Origin of the sequence: Francisella sp. 19X1-34, assembly GCF_041102755.1 — a bacterium.
GTDB lineage: Bacteria > Pseudomonadota > Gammaproteobacteria > Francisellales > Francisellaceae > Francisella.
Genome location: NZ_JBGCTX010000012.1, coordinates 1 through 17102 on the forward strand (window position 1 = coordinate 1; position 17102 = coordinate 17102).

The following is a 17102-nucleotide window of genomic DNA, read 5'->3' on the forward strand; positions in this document are numbered from 1 at the left end:
TTTAGCTCTGCATTCTCTGATATTAGGTTTTGATATTGAGTTTTATAATCAATCTTTTTATCTTGTGTAGTAGATTTTGACATGTATCTGGTTATCCATGTACAGAGTGTTTTATAATTTATTCCTAGATTATCCGCTATTTCTTTACGATTTGCATCTTCTGCTAAGCATAACTGCACTGCTTGATCCATAAATTCTTCTGGGTATCTTTTGTAAGCCATTTCTCTCTCCTTTTTCTGACATCAAAAGTGTCCCAAATTGACAGGATAGATCATAATTTATTATTTGTTTCTTCAATCTTTGTATATAGCTCTTCTCTTTCGGTCACATCACGAGATATACCTAATATAAAGGCTCTTTTATGCTTGTCATAGAACCTAATCTTGATAGTATGCAATGTTACTGTCTTACCAGAAGGTGTCTGTACTGTTTCAAACACATCAGAAACACCTTTTTCAAAGGCAATGCGATCATTCTTAAGAAAATAGTCTGCTTCTTTCTTATCGAATTTCTCAACAGTTGTTGTTCCTATAATTTTGTCACGATCTTTAGGTGGATATATGGATAAAAATGACTTATTAGCTTGAATGATTCTAAACTCTTCATCCTTTACAAATATTAGATCTTTATTAGCATCTAATATAAGTTCTAAGAAAGACTTCGTTTCATTTAGCTCTAAGGATAATGTCTTAGGCTGTGTAATATCCATATTCGAACCAACTACACGTCGATAAACCCCATCATCATCTTTAAGAGCGATACCTCTACATAGTACCCAAACTATTGAGTTATCTTTATGGCGAAACCTTAGCTCAACTGCAAAAGGCTCTGCTGTCTTTGATTTGATATGTTGTCTGACACTTAGCTGCAAACTCCTAAAATCTTCTGGATAGATAAGTTTCTCCCAAGTGCTGAGATTATTTGTAAGTTCATCATCCTTATAGCCAAAAAGTTTTTTGAAACTCGGCGACATATAGATATTATCAGTCTCAAGTTGCCAGTCCCACCAGCCATCTGTTACAGATCCTAGGACAGTATTATAGAGCTCCTCATTTTCTCTAAAAATTTGCTCACTATATTGATATTGTTCTTGTTTTTCTTTTAAGGACTTTAACTCACTAATATCACGCCAACTTGACATACTCTTGATAATATTGCCATCTTCGTCATAGATAGCATTTACTTTCAATATCACAGGAAGGGGTCTACCCTGCTTAGTTTTAAGACTTAGCTCAGTATTTTCAACCTGTCCTGTTATTCTAAAAGTTTCAAAAGCTTTTTTAGCCGCTTCAATACTATTGTAATGATACAAATCAGATATATTTTTACCAACTATTTCATTATGATCTGTATATCCTAGTGTCTTAACTGTAGTATCATTACACTGTATGATGTTGCCTGTTTTAGGGTCAACTGAAGCATACATATCTGGAGCAGTATGGTATAACTCAGAGTATTTTTTTTCAGATGTTGCAAGTAATTCAGACCTACGTAATACTTCATCTTCAAGATCTTGGTTGTCTCGAGCAAGTATTCTTTCAGCTTTACGCACTTGTGTAAGATCTAAAATATTACACATAATCATATTTTTTGAATTACCCTTTTCAAAAGGGATTAAGGAGATGGATACTGGGGTTACAGAACCATCTTTATTTAGCAAATTGATTGCTAAGCCTTTAGACATTTCTCGAGGTTTTGGATCTGATAAATACTCTTTATACAATTCATCATGCTTTTTGCGAAAATCTTCTTCAATTAATATTTTAAAGCACTTATTGATTAAATCACTACGTTGATAACCTGTAAGATTTAAAATAAATTCATTACAAAACTCAACATTTAAATCTTTATTTATTAGTAACACGCCAACATGTAAAGAGTCAATGGCTTTGTCAAAGCGTATATTGGCCCTTTTTAGTGGTGTTATATTTGTAATTGTAAGTACTGCACCTCCAACTTCACTTTTCCTATTCAAATACTGAAAAACTCTTAAGATATACCAATTGCCATTTTTATCCTCAACCTCCCTATCAACTTCATCATCTTCGAAAATCACCTTATTAAAGGTCTCTACAAGATTATCAACTTGTAGCTGATGAGTGAAATCACTGATATTTCTATCAACATCTTGAGGATATATATTGATTATTTGGTTAATCGCAGAGGTAAAAAGACGTATATTTAGGCTCTTATCAACAATCAATGTGCCTATATTAGAAGTATTAAGGATATTATCAATATCGGCATTTGCTTGTTTTAATTCTTTAATCTTTTTTTGATAATCTGCATTAAGTGTCAAAAGCTCCTGATTAACCGAGTGAAGCTCCTCATTTGAGGCTTGCAACTCTTCATTTGAAGTAACTAGCTCTTCATTTGTTGTTTGTAGCTCTTCATTTGTTGTTTCAATTTCTTGTAAGCTACTTTCAAGATCGCTTTGTGTATTACTTAGCTCACTACGTAAACCTTTAATAATTTCACCTTCATCGCCTGAAACACTCTCTAACTTATAGTTTGTTATAGCTTCAGTAAACTGGATTAAATAAGAGCTAATCGTATTATTCTCTAATAATGGTTTAATTTAAAGGTCTACTTTCTTATCTGGAGAAAGACTCAGATGTGGATAGCGAACTTCAATTCTTGCGTTTTTTGCCTGATTTAACGCAGCCCTTAAGGCCACTTTTAGCATTGGTTGAATTAAATCTAAGATTTGTTCACTTGGTTTAATATTATCAACCTCAAAATAGTCTTTAACACCATCAAACACATGCAAAAGATTAAAGTCACTATCGACTAATACTGCATTTTCACAAGCACTATTGATAAGTAGATCATAATTTTTATTAGTGATATTTGGTAGGGTATCAATTTGATTATCCTGTGTTGTACTAAAATCACGAGATGTCTTGTTCTGTGCGAAACTCATCCGCGGTGATGGGTGAGTTTTTCTAAATATGCTCCATTTAGAATCAATCGTTTTAAATTCACTATCAAGCGATCCTATTGTCTCACTACACCCCAAAAATAGATAACCCTTTATATTTAATGCAAAGCCAAGTGAAGCCATAATTTGCTGCTGAACTTTTGATTTAATATATATCAAAAAGTTACGACAACTAACAAAATCCATTCTTATGAATGGTGGATCAGTAATTAGGTTATGCTGTGCAAAAATAATAGTATCTTGTAAGTGTTTCGACGTCTGAAAAGCACCATTTTCAAGTTTTATAAAATATCTTTTAATTAGATCTTTACTTAGTTTTTTGATCTTAGTAGGAGGATAGATTCCGTTAACCGCCACATCAAGAAAGTTTTGATTAATATCTGTAGCAAATATCTTTATCTTTAAAGGTAGCTTATATATTCGTATATATTCTAAAAATAAAATAGCTATTGAGTAAGCTTCCTCACCGCTAGAGCAAGCAGGCACCCATACTCGAATATCATCTTGTGACTTATGTTTTGACTTAATGACATTTGGTATCACTTGATTTTCGATAATATCAAATGCATCTTCATCTCTAAAAAACTCTGTAACACCTATTAATAAATCTCGCTCAAGAGTTTTAAGCTCTGTATTACCTTGTTGTAATAGCTCTATATACTTAGATAAGTTTGGGGTATTTAAGGCTTGAATTCTACGGTTAATACGACGACTTATCGTACTTGTTTTGTAGTTAGAGAAATCAATTTTTGAGTGATCTTGAAGTAATTTATAAATAATTTCATAACTATCTGCGATTGCATCACTAGTGTTTGATTTATAAATCTTATCAAACTGTGATTTATCCTCAATATAGCATAATACGGCTTTGGGTATATCTATAATATTCAAAGCACATTGAACACAGTTTGTGGCAATAGCATTTAAAGGCATTCCATCAAACTCTGATTCACGAGGATCCTGAGATATAACTAAACCCTTTTGCTGAGCCATTTTAATAGCACCCTTAGAGCCATCTGAACCAGTACCTGATAATATAATGCCAATTGCCTGATCTTTATAACTATCTGCAACACTTTCAAATAATATATCAATTGGCATATTAGGGTCATTTTGACGACGAAGATATTCTACTTCGAGATATCCATCGGCTACTTTAAGATTATGACCAGGTGTAATTAAATACACTGTATTTGGCTTAATTCGGACTCTTTTTGACTCTTGATGAATATCCATACTAGTATGCTTAGCAAGTATCTCTGGCATCATACTTTTAAAGTCTGGTGATAGATGTTGAACTACCACAAACGCGATACCTGTATTTGCTGGAATATTCTCAAAAAAGATTTTTAGTGGTTCTAAACCACCAGCTGATGCTCCTATAGCGACTAGCTTCACTGAAGGATAATGTCTCATTACTAATATAACTCCATAAACCTGCCCCACTATCCATTATACTCTCATAAAAATGTTGTCCAAGTCTAAGATTTATTAAGCTAAACTTGTAATAAAATTATTTTTTAAGGCATAAAATATCAGCCATTACTTTATATTTTCAGTAGTATTTTTGATACAATCTAAGATTGCTTATAAAGACAATATTAAAAAAATGCTTAGTATAATTCAAAGAGTCAGTTGTGCAAATGTAGTTGTAGAACAGCAAAAAGTTGCTGATATAAATAAAGGTATATTAGCTCTAGTATGTGTTGAAAAAGAAGATACTCATCAAAACCTTGAAAAGATGGCTGAGAAAATTCTTAAATATCGGATATTTGAAGATGATGATGGTAAGATGAATTTATCTCTTAGAGATATTCAAGGAGATATAATTCTTGTGCCACAATTTACTTTAGCTGCGAATACTCGTAATGGCAATAGACCTAGCTTTAGTGATGGTTGTCCTCCAGATATTGCAAAAGGTAAATTTGAAGAGTTTCAGAAAATCTTTAAAAGCAAATATGAAAAAGTCCAATCAGGAATATTTGGTGCTGATATGAAGGTATCTCTAACTAATGATGGTCCTGTAACTTTTAGTTTCAAGATTTAGTAATTAATAAAATTATAGATGACTTGCTTCTTATAGGAAAATAAATGCACATTAGCGATTAGTAATTTCAAAAATGAATAATAAGAAAATAAAACTGTTTGAACAATGTGAGTTTTTTATTTTCTATTTATTTTGAATTACGTTAACGTAGTGCTAGGCAGTTTTGCATACTTTTTCTGCCATGAAAAAAGTATGTCGCTATAGCTTACAGAGTAAGCAGCGAAAAAATTAAAATTAAGGAATCCTAAAATGCAAAAAAGAATTTGTATAATCGGTGGTAATGGTGAAATGGGTCAAATGACTCAAAATATCTTTAGTAAGTTTTTACCTGAATATACTCTAACTATTTTTGGTCAAAGTGATTGGCAAAATCCTGAGCAAAAACTTACAAATCAAGATATTGTAATACTATCTGTACCAATATATATGACCGATGAGATTATAAAGAAAACTATACCTTATCTATCTGAAGGAACAATCTTAGCTGACTATACTAGTATCAAAAAAGAGCCTCTAGATAGTATGTTAGCAAACTATAATGGTCCTGTTGTAGGCCTTCATCCAATCTTTGGCCCAACTATTAGCTCGCCTGAGAATCAAGTAATTGTAGTTTGTGATGGTAAACAACAAGATAAATATCAATACTTTATAGATGATCTAGTAAGAATTGGCTTTAGTATAGAAAAAATGACTGCTGATGAGCATGATGAGGCTATGACGTTTATCCAAGGTATTGAGCATTTTAGTGTATACTGCCTTGGAATGTTTCTTAAGCATAAAAATATTGATATCCAAAAAATGCTAAAGCTTGCCAGTCCAGTATATAAGATGGAGCTTAATATTGTTGGTAGGCTTTTTAGTCAAGGCCCTGGGCTATATGCTGATATTATTATGTCTGATAAACAAAGACAACAAACTATTGCCGAATTCGCAGAGTTTGTAAACTCTAATGCTGAGAAAGTCTCTGATGGAGATAAGCAAACTTTTATCGAGAATTTTAAAGCTGTTAAAGAGTGGATGGGAGATTTTGCTCCACAATCATATAAAAATACAGATAAGCTACTGCTTAAAAAGAAAGATTATTGATCATTGTTTGAAATTAGATAAAATACTTAGCGATCAGAATAATTCCCAATTTTTGGAAATAATATTTCTCTAAGTAGCTTATTCGCTAATTGCTCTCCAAATACTTTCTCCCAATATTTACTCTCTTTAATATTTAAACACATTGCTTCAAGCCATTTATTTAAATGTTCAAAATTATTTTTTGATGCAAGGTTATTCTCATTGGTTTTGCTTAATAGAATACTATGTATCCAATTATTATGCCTAATTAATAGCTTTTTAGCTTGTTCTTCACTACCTTTCTTAACTCCAACCACTATATGATTAGTTGAGAAAATATCCTTAAAGTTCGTAGGTGTTTTCCTTTGTGCAGAGATTTCTAAAAATTTACTTTTTAACTTCTGTAGATAGTCTATGATCTCACCATCTGGCTTAAAAGTATCTACATCTATACATATCATCGATAACGCATACAGACTACTCATAATATCAACACCAAATATTGGTTTTTGAGAGTTTGGTTTTGGTAGCATATAAAACATCATTCCAACTATATCATTCTCAATAAAGAAAGTACTTAACCTTCCTTGACAGTAATCAGGATGATAAACATCTTTGACAACCATTTTTATCTGCCCATATTTTTCATGCGGAGATTCAATATCATATAAATTATTAAGACTAATATGATCGTTATTTCCTATAGAATTCAGAAGATCTTTATAGATATCACTAACTACTCTTGAGATAATATTATTTACTATACTCACAATAATTCCTCTAAAAGTTTAATATTATATTTAAATGCTTCCTTAGCAGTGTTTAAAATAATATTTATCTCTTCTTCTTTAAAATTGAGAGCATCTAATGATTGCTTCATTTTTTTAGTGGGATCACTAACTTGAGAAATCAAACAAGAAAAATCATAAAAGTTTAGATTCGTTTGATTGAGTTTATAATTTTTCTTCAAGATCTTAGAGATTATCATTCCACCATTTAAATCCCCAAAATATCTAACATATGCATGACTCAATAAAGTTATACTATTTTCATCTGAACTATTTTTAATGGCAGAGGCATATTCTTTACAAGAATCACTAATATTAGAGCAACTAATACCAAAACTATCTAAATCAACTAATATTGATTTACTACGATATAATAATTTATTTGAAAATACCCCTAATCGATAATCATTTTTAAATTTTTCTAACTGTTGTTCTAGGGTAAAATATATGTGATATAGTTCACATAAATATCGACAATAGTCACTTATTAGTAAATCTCCTTTAAGTAACTTTTTGATAAAGAATGTTGATTCTGCTTTTTGATGTAAAGTTTTTGTGCTCTGTTTTAGTAACTCACTCAGAACCATACTGTAAACCTTTAAATAGATCTTTATTATGGAAAACCAGCTTTCCTACAGAAGACCCTAGATAATCACCTTTTTCAGAGAAATATCCCATTGAATATTCACAAGTAGCTGTTGCTTTATCACAAATAGTATATTGCTTATATGTTTTTCCTGCATAAGAAAACTCTTTATAATAGGTAATAGGTTTTAAAGATATAAATTTAAAAGTAGAGGGTTTTATTAACTTTTTACCATATCTATTTTCACTCCAATTACCATTTTGGTCAAAGCTTGATATAAACTCTTGTGAGAGCTTTGTTTTCTTTCCTTGAACGACACTCATAACAGGAATAACAGTAAGGCTTTGGTCTGACATTATTTTTCTAATATCTGGCAGATTTTGATTTAATTGAGTGCTAAAGGCTTTAATACTCATAAGTAAAATAATAAGTATATTAAATAATTTCATATAAGCTCCTAAAAGTTATAATCTTATTATTTACTTTTAATAATAACACAAGTAGATATAAGTATATATGACTTCGATAATCTAATAATAGAATCTTTTAGCCGAAATTATTAACAATCTCTTTAACTAATTTTTTACCCTTAATAGGATTAAACATTACAGAACTTAGCGATAAATGATCAGCTCCTGCATCTATATATTTTCTAGCATCTTCAAGAGTATAAACTCCACCACCACCAATTATAGTAATGCTATCACCAAACTCTTCTCTAGCTTTTTTGATAGCAGGCAAACTATATTCATGTAACGGATAACCTGAAATACCTCCCTTATCTGTAGGGATAGTATTACATAAATGAAAAGTTGTAATTCCTACTGCAAGATACTCTCTAATCTTAGCATTATGATCGACAGTTGGAGGCATTTTGATACTGATATTTCTATCTTCAAATAAATATGCTAACTCAACTGGAAAGCCGACAATACTAGCATTTGGGCAACCAATATTTATCTCAATATTTTTATGATTGGCAAATTTAGGTAACTTTAAAGTTTCTGCAAAATTATGCCAATCTGCTATCTCTAACGCCGCTAATGATATTATATCCTGGGCTCTCTTTGGTGGATTTGCATTAGCTAATCCTGGGTTACGTAAACCAATCTTATTGCGCCATGCATTTTTCTCTACCTTGCGAATAGTTTTAATAGCTTGCTTAATAAGTCCCCAGCGTCTACTTACTGTAAAAGATCCATAGACATTAGAAGTTTCTTTAAACTTAAGATATTTACCAAACGGCGGTGATATTATGATTTTCTTTAGATCTTGATTTTGCATATTAGCACTCAAATTCTCTTAACTTCTCAACTATATTTTCAGCACGCAAGAGAGGTCTGCCAACTATGATATAGTCAACTCCAAGCTCTTTAGCCTTTTTCGGCGTCAAAGCATTAAAATGATCATCACTTAAATCACTCTCAAGCCTTACACCTGGGACATATAACTTGATTTTATCCCCAAACTTAGCTCTAACATCAGCAACTAAATGTGGATGACATATAAAGTTTTCCACACCTAAATTCACACATCTTTCAAATTTTGCTAGACTATCTGACTTATCAAAATTCGCATCACTACTTAGGGTAATCACAGCTAATGCAATAGCTTGAGTATTAGCACTAAGAGCTGCTTTGACCATATCATCACTAGCTGTCCCATGAAAGGTGAAGTACTTAAAATTTGGAATAGCTTTTGAATAGTTTTCTATTGCAGTCTTAACTGTATTTGGAATATCATGAAACTTGAAATCTAAGAAAATGTCTTTATCTCCGACTAGCTCATGAATTTCTTTAAATGATAGGGTTGAACATAAAATATGACCAATTTTGACACAGTCAACATGCTTTGAAACAGAGGCTGTTTTCTCTAGATCAGACTTAGAGATACCATCTGCTGAGAACATTATTTTCATTGAGTTTCTCAAAAGATTAATCGATGTTGAAATTATATATTAGTTCAATTTGTGCTGATAGTAAACTATATTTTAAAGTTAGTATTTGTAGTCATTAAAATATACAAAGTAATGTCAGAGTTATTTAGACTTTTTAATAGCTTGTAAACTATTAGCTATTAAATCTAAATAGTCAGGATCTTGAGGAATTCCTTTAATGTTTTGCTTCTTAACAAGTTTTTTCAGCTGCGATTCTAGCTTTTTATCCTTATGGATCGATTTGATATTTTTGCTTATCGCTGGATATAATTGCGCATCAACTTTTTTAATCTTATCACGATAGCTAGTCAAACAATCTGAGCTTTGTTGCTCAAGCTGTTGTTGCGTAGCATTATTTAGATAATAGTTTTCTATCTGTTTTGATAGGTCCATTTGTAATTGAATAAATGTTAAGAATGAACTTTTTTCTAATTTATTTTGCTTAGCTAGTTTTTCAGCATTTTGTAACACACGTATCTCTTGATTAGCATCATAAATAGAACCTTTAATCTTTGATTTACATATCCCAACACCTTGCATTAAAGCAGCCCTTTGTACCAAAAGATTTAACGGTTTATCTACACCAGCATAGCAAACTCCTAATGCTATAGATGACAGTGCCAATATTTTAGTCAACTTTTTCATTTTCTACCCTTTATTATATTTTGAATCATGTTTGTGGCTACTAAAGAGTAAACCTTACAAAATTTTAACAGTGTTATATTATATTGTGATTTATAATTAATAATATAAATATCTTTTACAGCAAAATCAGGAGTACAAGATATGTTAAAAAAACCTTTATCAATGATATCTGCTCTAGCATTATCATCTTGTAGTATTTTGGGGATAAATGATACCCCTCAAGCCAAATATACAAACATCAAAAATGATAATAACTTTTCAGTCAGAGTTTATGCTCCACTAACAGAGGCTCAAGTAACAGTGGAAGACCCAAATTATAAGTCAGCTGTAAATAGAGGTTTTGGTTATCTATTTAAGTATATAACAGGAGCTAATATCTCCAAAAAAGATATACAAATGACAGCTCCTGTTAAAATAGAGCAAACATCTCAAAATATAGAAATGACGGCACCTGTAATGATAAAAGGTGATGATCAGATCTGGACGATAGCTTTTGTACTACCATCTAAGTACAACATCAAAAATGCTCCGAAACCAACAAATAATAGAGTTAAATTAGTTGAAAAACCAGAAACAAGAATGGCTGTTGTTACATTTAGTGGATTCTTAGACAAAGACTCTATAGATTCTAATACTGAAAAGCTTAAAGCATGGATAAAATCTAATAACTATCAGACTATTGGGCAACCAGAGGCTGCTGGCTATAATCCACCTTGGACAATACCATTCTTACGTACAAATGAAGTTATGATACCAATTGAAAGTAAGAGTGAAAAATAACTATAAAAAACCTCTTTAAGATATAGTAACATTTTCTAATAAGTATTCAGCTAGCATACGCTTTTTATCCTCTTTTGATGTCTGCAGAAAATAACAATATAATTCAGCAGTTGCTTGAGTACCATCTATCTGGATTTCAATAAGTTGACCATTTTTGACCTCATTTTCAACTAAAGTATCCATTGTCCATATGATACCAAGATCATGAATAGCAGCATTCTTTAGCTCATCCATCGAGCTTGAAAAATAATTATAATTTAGATTTATATATGACTTCCCAAACTGCCAAACTCCTTTAGGATGCGTTAGAATATTCACTAAAGCATTATGATTAGATAACTGTGATAAAGTCGTCGGAGTACCATGCTTTTCTAGATACTTAGGAGATGCATACAACTTACGTTTAAATGAGCCAAAAACATATTGAACCAATCTAGGGTCAGAAATATTTATAGTACTTACCGAAATATCAGATGTCCCTTCCAAAACTGTAATTGGTGAAAGAATACTCTGTATATTCAGTTTTACTTGACTATATTTAGATAAAAAATTAGCAAAATGCTTAGTAAAAAATGCCACATTAAGGCCTGCAGTTATTGAAACTGTTATTTCCCCCTTTGGTTGACCTCCTTGACTTTCTATATTATTTTGAGCTTCTTCTATTAGGTTCACTGTCTTTTGTGCATAATCTAAAAAAACTTCACCCTTCGATGTAAGCTCAACTTTTCTAGTTGTACGTAAAAATAGCGAAGATGAAAGCCATCCTTCAAGAAAATTGATTTGCTTACTAACCTTTGCTAGCCCTATTTCTTGCTTTCTCGCTGCAGCTGTAAAACTACGATTTTCTGCTACAAGTATAAAGCTTTTCATACATTCAAGCTTATCCACATTGTTTCCATTTTGGAAATTCATAATTATTATTTTATATCTTTTTAAGAGATAATTTTAGTGTGAAAATATATATCAAGTATTTTGTTAGATTATAAAAGGTGAATAAATTATGAAAATATCTAAAGTAATGGTTACCATAATTATGATATTTATAATTATTTTTCTTATCTGTGCTTTTTTATTTATGGATGCTAAATTTGAGAGAGATGCGTATTTATATGCAAATTTTACTAGAGTAAGTAGTGTTGAAAATGGACAAATTAGCAAAATATATATTAAAAAAGGATCTTATGTAAAAAAAGGGCAAGTTTTATTTAAACTTGATTGTAGATATATAGATAAAAAATTAGAAATATTAAAGTCTCAAGAAGAGAAAGTATCTCTGCAACTTAAAGATATTGTTACTAAAATAAGACTAGCAAAAAAACAAAGAGATTTAGCTTTAGAGAATTTAGCCGTTCAAAAAAAGGATTTTGAGCGTTATAAGTTTTTAATACAAAAACTTGCAGTATCTAAGCTACAGGAAGATTTAGCAGCAAAAAACTTAATTTCTAGCGAGTCTTTTTTTGTTAAAGCAGATCAGTCAGTTAACAATCTTAAAGTAGAAAAAAATGATCTAAAATCTAATAGAAAAATACTTAATGCAAAAATAGATCAGAAAAAATATTTACTAAGTAGATGCTCGATCAAAGCAGAAACAAATGGATATGTGTCTAACTTTATTCTACAAAAGGGAGATTTTATTACTCAAGGTAAAACTCTCTTCTCTATAATAAATACAGATAAATGGTTTATAATCGCAAATGTTAAAGAAGGTAATCTTAAATACTTATCTACTGGTAAAATAGTCGATATTACAACTAGTCTAACAGGATTTAAAAAATATAAAGGTAAAATAGTTAGCATTGAAAAAGGAATCAACAAGCCTCAATATAACAACTTCTCAGCTCTTTATAATATAAAAAGAAATATTGAATGGGTCAGACTAGATTACAGATTCCCTGTTCTTATTGAGGTTTTAACTAAGAATACAAAACCTTTCAGATTAGGAGCAGATGCTCATGTATGGTTCTAAAGTTTTCAATATTAAGAAAGATGATTCTAAAGAAATCTTGTATATTTCTACCGTTGTATCTATTTGTGGTGCTATTGCTGTTATTATTAACAACGCTCTAGATTTTGATTATCCATTTTGGGCAGCTACAGCTGCAATTGTAATATGGTCAAACGGAACGACTATCACTATTTATAAAGCATGGAGAAGATTATTTGCAACAATTATAGGCTCCACGATCGGATTATGCTTAAGTGTAGCTCTTATAAACTTATCTTTTGTTGGTATAATTATTATTTTTATAGTTGGGGCTTTTTTCTTATATTTATCAAGGATATATACTCAAGAAACATATTTTCTACTTTTTATAGGACTACATGTCTCTTTTGTAGGAGCTGCCTGCATCGGTGATCCGACAATGGCTTTACATCTTGCTGAATACAGAACTCTAAGCAATGTTGTTGGTATCTTCTGTGCTTTAGCCTTTATCGTTTTATTACCAATAAATAAAGGAAAGAATTTCTCACCAGCTGCCCCACTATCAAACAAGCACGCTCTATTAAGTGCTGTGAGAATGTTTTTTGCCATGAACCTGTCTGTAATATTTTGGATGTCTATAAATATCCCTGGAGGTTCAATAAACATGATCATAACAATCATAGCTATCTCAGGAGTTGAGATAAATAAAACTGTGGCAACATTTCATAGAAGATTTTGGGGATGTTTATTAGGCGTTATATGTGGTATATCATGCATTGTAATATCTAGCTTTTTTGCTATTTTGATATTTCCGCTATTTGTTGTTTTTTCAACCATCTTTTTGTACTTTACACTCCAGCACCCATCCTATGGTTATGGCTATGAGCAGGCAAATAGGGCTTTTATGATGATTTGTTTTCCAACAAGTTTTGAGGCTTTTAACTTTTTTGATGGAACTGAAAGAGCTTTAGGAATATTTGTAGCATTATTTATACTACTTTTAATCGAGGGCTGTGAAAAAGGCATTCGAGCTATATATCCTATTTTACTAAAGCAGATAACTAAACAACTAATAAAGTAAATGGTTATCAAGTTTTAACTTTTTAAAAATATTTATTCTACCTTTTTTATTCGATTTTTTTTATACTCGTAATTATAACAACTATATCTTTAGTGAGCTCAAGATGTATACGACAAAGCTACATGCTGGGACGAAATTTCCTAATATAATAGTAAAAAACCTAAACAATAGTAGCGTAATACTAGGTAAGCCGGCAGTTAATACAGAATGGCAAGTTATCATTGTTTACCGTGGTCGTCACTGTCCTCTTTGTACTAAATACCTCAATCAAATAGAAACATATAGAAAAAGACTGTTAGAGAATAAAGTTGATCTAGTTGCTGTATCTGCTGATAGTAAAGAGCAGTTAGAAGATCATCTAAAAAATCTAAATATTGGTTTTCCTATTTATTATGGATTAACACAAGTGCAAATGGAAAGCTTAGGATTATATATTTCTGAACCAAGATCCGCTCAAGAAACAGATCATAATTTTGCAGAGCCAGGACTATTTGTTGTCAATGAGAAGAACCTTTTACATGTTGTTGATGTCTCAAACAACCCCTTTGTTCGTCCTGAGTTGGAAGCATTAGTTTCTGGGTTAGAGTGGATTAGAGACCCTAAAAATAACTATCCTATACGAGGAACAGTCAGCTATTAGCAAAACTCCTATAGATATACTTGAAACATCTAAATTTTTCAAAATAAATTAAAATAATATTTATTAATCTAAATACATATTATTAATTTCTGATAGAATAAATCAAATACAAAAACTCAAATTGACAGATAAGAAATATGGAAAAAATAAGTTTTAAATCTCATGGATCAAATATTGCGGCTTTATTATACAAGCCTGAAAACTTTAACGAAAATAGCAAATACCCTGCTATAGTTCTTTGTCATGGTTTTGCTGGTTTTAAAGAAGTGCTACTTCCAGCATATGCAGAAGCTTTTGCAAAAGCTGGATATATAGTTCTTAACTTTGACTATAGAGGATTTGGTGAAAGTGAAGGTGAAAGAGGTAGATTAGTACCAAAATTACAAATAGAAGATATAAACTCAGCTATCGACTATGTTGCTAACTTAGATTTTGTTGACTCTAGTAAGATAGGACTATGGGGAACTTCATATGGTGGTGCAAATGCTATTACTGCAGCTGCACAAAATGATCTGGTTAAGTGCTTATCAGTACAACTAACTTTTGCTAATGGTGAAAGAGTAATCACAGGCGAAATGTCTGCTGAAGAGAAAGAAAAGTTCTTTGGTATGATTGACAAGATGTTAGCTAAAAAAGAAAAAACTGGTAAGGAAATGATGGTTCCTTTACATAAGGTTCTAACAGATGAGCAATCTTTAGGCTTCTATGAAAGATATAGTAAAGAGTATGATGCTTTTGATATCAAGATTCCTTTTCTTACAGTTAATGAAACTATCTCGCACAAACCTGAAAACTATATAGGCGACTTAAAGATACCTGTATTAATAGTTGCTTCTGATACTGATTCTGTAAACCCTGTAGAAGAATCTCATATCTTATTTGAAAAAGCTAATGATCCTAAGGAGCTAATGGTTCTAGAAGGTGTTAGCCATTATGAATGCTATGAAGGTGAGCCTTTGCAGCAAATACTTACTAAACAAATAGCTTGGTTTGATAAGTATATTAAGTAATTTCTGTTTTTTTTAGTTCTTATTAAGATTCTAAAGCAAGTTAGAATAGCTCATTACTTTTTTAAAAAATTCTTCAAATAATCTAAAAACCAAGTGTATCTAACAGGTAAATCTTTATATTTTTTATATAAAACATATATACTCTCATATGTTGGGGCTTCTAAATCTAGAATCTTTAATTTATCAAAATATTCTGAGTTCTCTACTGTAAATCTAGGCAATATTGTAAAGCCTAACCCTAGAGACACTGGTAATAAAATTTGACTGAGCTGATTAACATAACCTGTTTCTCTAACACCTTTTAGTCTGCTATGAGATTTGTTGTTATTTTTAAATATTTTCTCAAGGTAATATATCCCATCGGGATGATTAATAAACCCAGTATTTATAATATCTTCTAGAGATTTTTCTTTTTGCTTTTTTGAGGTCACTAATACAAGCTCTTGAACGCCTATTTCTAGTACTGTGAACTGTTCTGAATCTTGTTTATTTGTGACTATACCAATATTAATATCGTTAGAGCTAAGCATATCTATGATTTTCTTGTTCGGTATAGACTCTAACGATACCTTAAGATCTTGATGTTTAAACTGATACTCAAGAAATGGCTTATATATCTGTATTAAAATACTTCCAGAGCAGCCAAATTTACACTCTCCCTCATAAGGATAGTCATGGCCTATTTCTGATACTAGCTCTAATTCCCTATCTCTTATATCTACAGCATATTTATAAAGTAGATGTCCTGCTTGGGTTAACTCAAACTTTTTACCAGTATTATTTATGATTGTTTTGCCAATACTTTGCTCGAGCTTGTCTATATGTTGGCTAACTCCTGATTGAGTCATATTTAAAAGCTTTGCTGTTTTTGTATAGTGACCAACCTCAACTAAATTTAAGAAAGTATTGAGAAACTTATTGTTAATCATTTTTTATAATTAAAATAATAATTTTTAATAATTTTACATTATAACGCTTAAACAATATAATTATCACATAAATTAAAGACTCTAATTAAAAAAGGAAGAAACAATGCAAAACACATACCCAAGAAATTTCTCACACATTGGAATATCTGTACCAGATCTTGAAGCAGCTGTTAAGTTTTATACTGAAGTCTTAGGCTGGTATACGATTATGAAACCTACTGAAATCGTTGAAGATGACAGCTCTATTGGAGAAATGTGTACTGATGTTTTTGGCGCAGGCTGGGGATCATTTAGAATAGCTCATTTATCTACTGGTGACCGTATTGGTGTTGAGCTATTTGAGTTTAAAAACCAAGAAAACCCTGAAAACAACTTTGAATACTGGAAAACTGGTATATTCCATTTCTGTGTCCAAGATCCCGATGTTGAAGGTCTAGCTCAAAAAATAGTTGATGCTGGTGGTAAACGTAGAATGGCTAAGCCTAGATTTTATTATCCTGGTGAAAAACCATATAGAATGATCTATATGGAAGACCCATTTGGAAATATCTTAGAGATCTATAGCCATAGTTATGAATTACACTACTCTGCTGGTGCTTATAACTAAGATATATTTTAAAAACGACTCTTGCCACATTCTATAGATTCTATGATCAAGTTGTGGAGTGACATATCTCTTTAGAACTCTACTTAGAAAATAATATTTATAAGTTTTACAGCTAAGCTTTTA

General features: G+C 31.1%; 19 protein-coding genes. 8 read left to right on the forward strand and 11 right to left on the reverse strand.

Features of this window, described 5'->3' with window-relative positions; all coding sequences use genetic code 11:
• The 3 genes from AB8E56_RS03080 to AB8E56_RS03090 form a co-directional block, all read right to left on the reverse strand.
• Positions 1–221 (reverse strand): transposase (locus tag AB8E56_RS03080; protein ID WP_329477851.1); only part of this gene is annotated, 221 nt, incomplete at its 3' end.
• Positions 222–271: 50 nt separating this feature from the next.
• Positions 272–2344: a PAS domain S-box protein gene (locus tag AB8E56_RS03085; RefSeq protein ID WP_329477852.1), complete on the reverse strand. Its 2073-nt coding sequence runs from the start codon at positions 2342–2344 to the stop codon at positions 272–274.
• Between the two features lie 234 nt (positions 2345–2578).
• Positions 2579–4357 carry a chemotaxis protein CheB gene (locus AB8E56_RS03090; RefSeq protein WP_329477854.1) on the reverse strand — a complete coding sequence of 593 codons (1779 nt, stop codon included), beginning with the start codon at positions 4355–4357 and terminating at the stop codon, positions 2579–2581.
• Positions 4358–4550: 193 nt separating this feature from the next.
• Between AB8E56_RS03090 and dtd the strand changes: the two genes are divergently transcribed.
• Together dtd and tyrA are read left to right on the forward strand one after the other, a co-directional pair.
• A complete protein-coding gene (gene dtd / locus AB8E56_RS03095) occupies positions 4551–4988 on the forward strand; it encodes a D-aminoacyl-tRNA deacylase (RefSeq protein WP_329477856.1) in 438 nt (145 codons plus the stop codon).
• Between the two features lie 249 nt (positions 4989–5237).
• On the forward strand, positions 5238–6074 hold the full coding sequence (tyrA, locus tag AB8E56_RS03100; RefSeq protein WP_329477858.1) for a bifunctional chorismate mutase/prephenate dehydrogenase: 837 nt from the start codon (positions 5238–5240) through the stop codon (positions 6072–6074).
• A 26-nt stretch (positions 6075–6100) separates the two neighbouring features.
• On the opposite strand, the gene AB8E56_RS03105 is transcribed toward tyrA, so the two are convergent.
• From AB8E56_RS03105 to AB8E56_RS03130, 6 genes are all read right to left on the reverse strand, one after another.
• Complete coding sequence (locus AB8E56_RS03105) at positions 6101–6823, reverse strand: hypothetical protein (protein WP_329477860.1); 723 nt, start codon at positions 6821–6823, stop codon at positions 6101–6103.
• On the reverse strand, positions 6820–7428 hold the full coding sequence (locus AB8E56_RS03110) for a biliverdin-producing heme oxygenase (protein WP_329477862.1): 609 nt from the start codon (positions 7426–7428) through the stop codon (positions 6820–6822). The genes AB8E56_RS03105 and AB8E56_RS03110 overlap by 4 nt, the downstream gene beginning before the upstream one ends.
• Positions 7415–7876, reverse strand: coding sequence for a hypothetical protein (locus AB8E56_RS03115; protein ID WP_329477864.1), 462 nt, complete (start codon positions 7874–7876; stop codon positions 7415–7417). Before AB8E56_RS03115 ends, AB8E56_RS03110 begins: the two co-directional genes overlap by 14 nt.
• Before the next feature lie 97 nt (positions 7877–7973).
• Entirely contained in the window at positions 7974–8711 is a 738-nt protein-coding gene (locus AB8E56_RS03120; protein ID WP_329477866.1) for a HisA/HisF-related TIM barrel protein, read from the reverse strand.
• A 1-nt stretch (position 8712) separates the two neighbouring features.
• The gene (gene pyrF / locus AB8E56_RS03125; protein ID WP_329477868.1) at positions 8713–9345 is read right to left on the reverse strand and encodes an orotidine-5'-phosphate decarboxylase; all 633 of its coding nucleotides are present in this window, start codon (positions 9343–9345) and stop codon (positions 8713–8715) included.
• A 120-nt stretch (positions 9346–9465) separates the two neighbouring features.
• The gene (locus AB8E56_RS03130) at positions 9466–10008 is read right to left on the reverse strand and encodes a chorismate mutase (RefSeq protein ID WP_329477871.1); all 543 of its coding nucleotides are present in this window, start codon (positions 10006–10008) and stop codon (positions 9466–9468) included.
• A gap of 141 nt (positions 10009–10149) precedes the next feature.
• Here AB8E56_RS03130 and AB8E56_RS03135 point away from each other — a divergent pair, with 141 nt between their 5' ends.
• Positions 10150–10788 (forward strand): heme-binding protein, encoded by a 639-nt coding sequence (locus tag AB8E56_RS03135; RefSeq protein WP_329477873.1) that lies wholly within the window; start codon positions 10150–10152, stop codon positions 10786–10788.
• Between the two features lie 15 nt (positions 10789–10803).
• Here AB8E56_RS03135 and AB8E56_RS03140 read toward each other — a convergent pair whose 3' ends face one another.
• Positions 10804–11676, reverse strand: a complete 873-nt coding sequence (locus tag AB8E56_RS03140) for a LysR family transcriptional regulator (protein WP_329477923.1) — start codon at positions 11674–11676, stop codon at positions 10804–10806.
• 112 nt (positions 11677–11788) lie between these two features.
• On the opposite strand from AB8E56_RS03140, the gene AB8E56_RS03145 reads away from it, so the two are divergent.
• The 4 genes from AB8E56_RS03145 to AB8E56_RS03160 all read left to right on the forward strand — a co-directional run bounded on the left by AB8E56_RS03145 (position 11789) and on the right by AB8E56_RS03160 (position 15443).
• Positions 11789–12754, forward strand: a complete 966-nt coding sequence (locus tag AB8E56_RS03145) for an efflux RND transporter periplasmic adaptor subunit (RefSeq protein ID WP_329477875.1) — start codon at positions 11789–11791, stop codon at positions 12752–12754.
• On the forward strand, positions 12741–13793 hold the full coding sequence (locus tag AB8E56_RS03150; RefSeq protein WP_329477877.1) for an FUSC family protein: 1053 nt from the start codon (positions 12741–12743) through the stop codon (positions 13791–13793). Before AB8E56_RS03145 ends, AB8E56_RS03150 begins: the two co-directional genes overlap by 14 nt.
• A 103-nt stretch (positions 13794–13896) precedes the next feature.
• Positions 13897–14433 carry a redoxin domain-containing protein gene (locus AB8E56_RS03155; protein WP_329477879.1) on the forward strand — a complete coding sequence of 179 codons (537 nt, stop codon included), beginning with the start codon at positions 13897–13899 and terminating at the stop codon, positions 14431–14433.
• 137 nt (positions 14434–14570) lie between these two features.
• On the forward strand, positions 14571–15443 hold the full coding sequence (locus AB8E56_RS03160) for an alpha/beta fold hydrolase (protein ID WP_329477881.1): 873 nt from the start codon (positions 14571–14573) through the stop codon (positions 15441–15443).
• Between the two features lie 53 nt (positions 15444–15496).
• On the opposite strand, the gene AB8E56_RS03165 is transcribed toward AB8E56_RS03160, so the two are convergent.
• Positions 15497–16372: a LysR family transcriptional regulator gene (locus tag AB8E56_RS03165; RefSeq protein WP_329477883.1), complete on the reverse strand. Its 876-nt coding sequence runs from the start codon at positions 16370–16372 to the stop codon at positions 15497–15499.
• Positions 16373–16475: 103 nt separating this feature from the next.
• Between AB8E56_RS03165 and AB8E56_RS03170 the strand changes: the two genes are divergently transcribed.
• Positions 16476–16979, forward strand: a complete 504-nt coding sequence (locus tag AB8E56_RS03170; RefSeq protein ID WP_329477885.1) for a lactoylglutathione lyase family protein — start codon at positions 16476–16478, stop codon at positions 16977–16979.
• Positions 16980–17102: the final 123 nt, after the last annotated feature.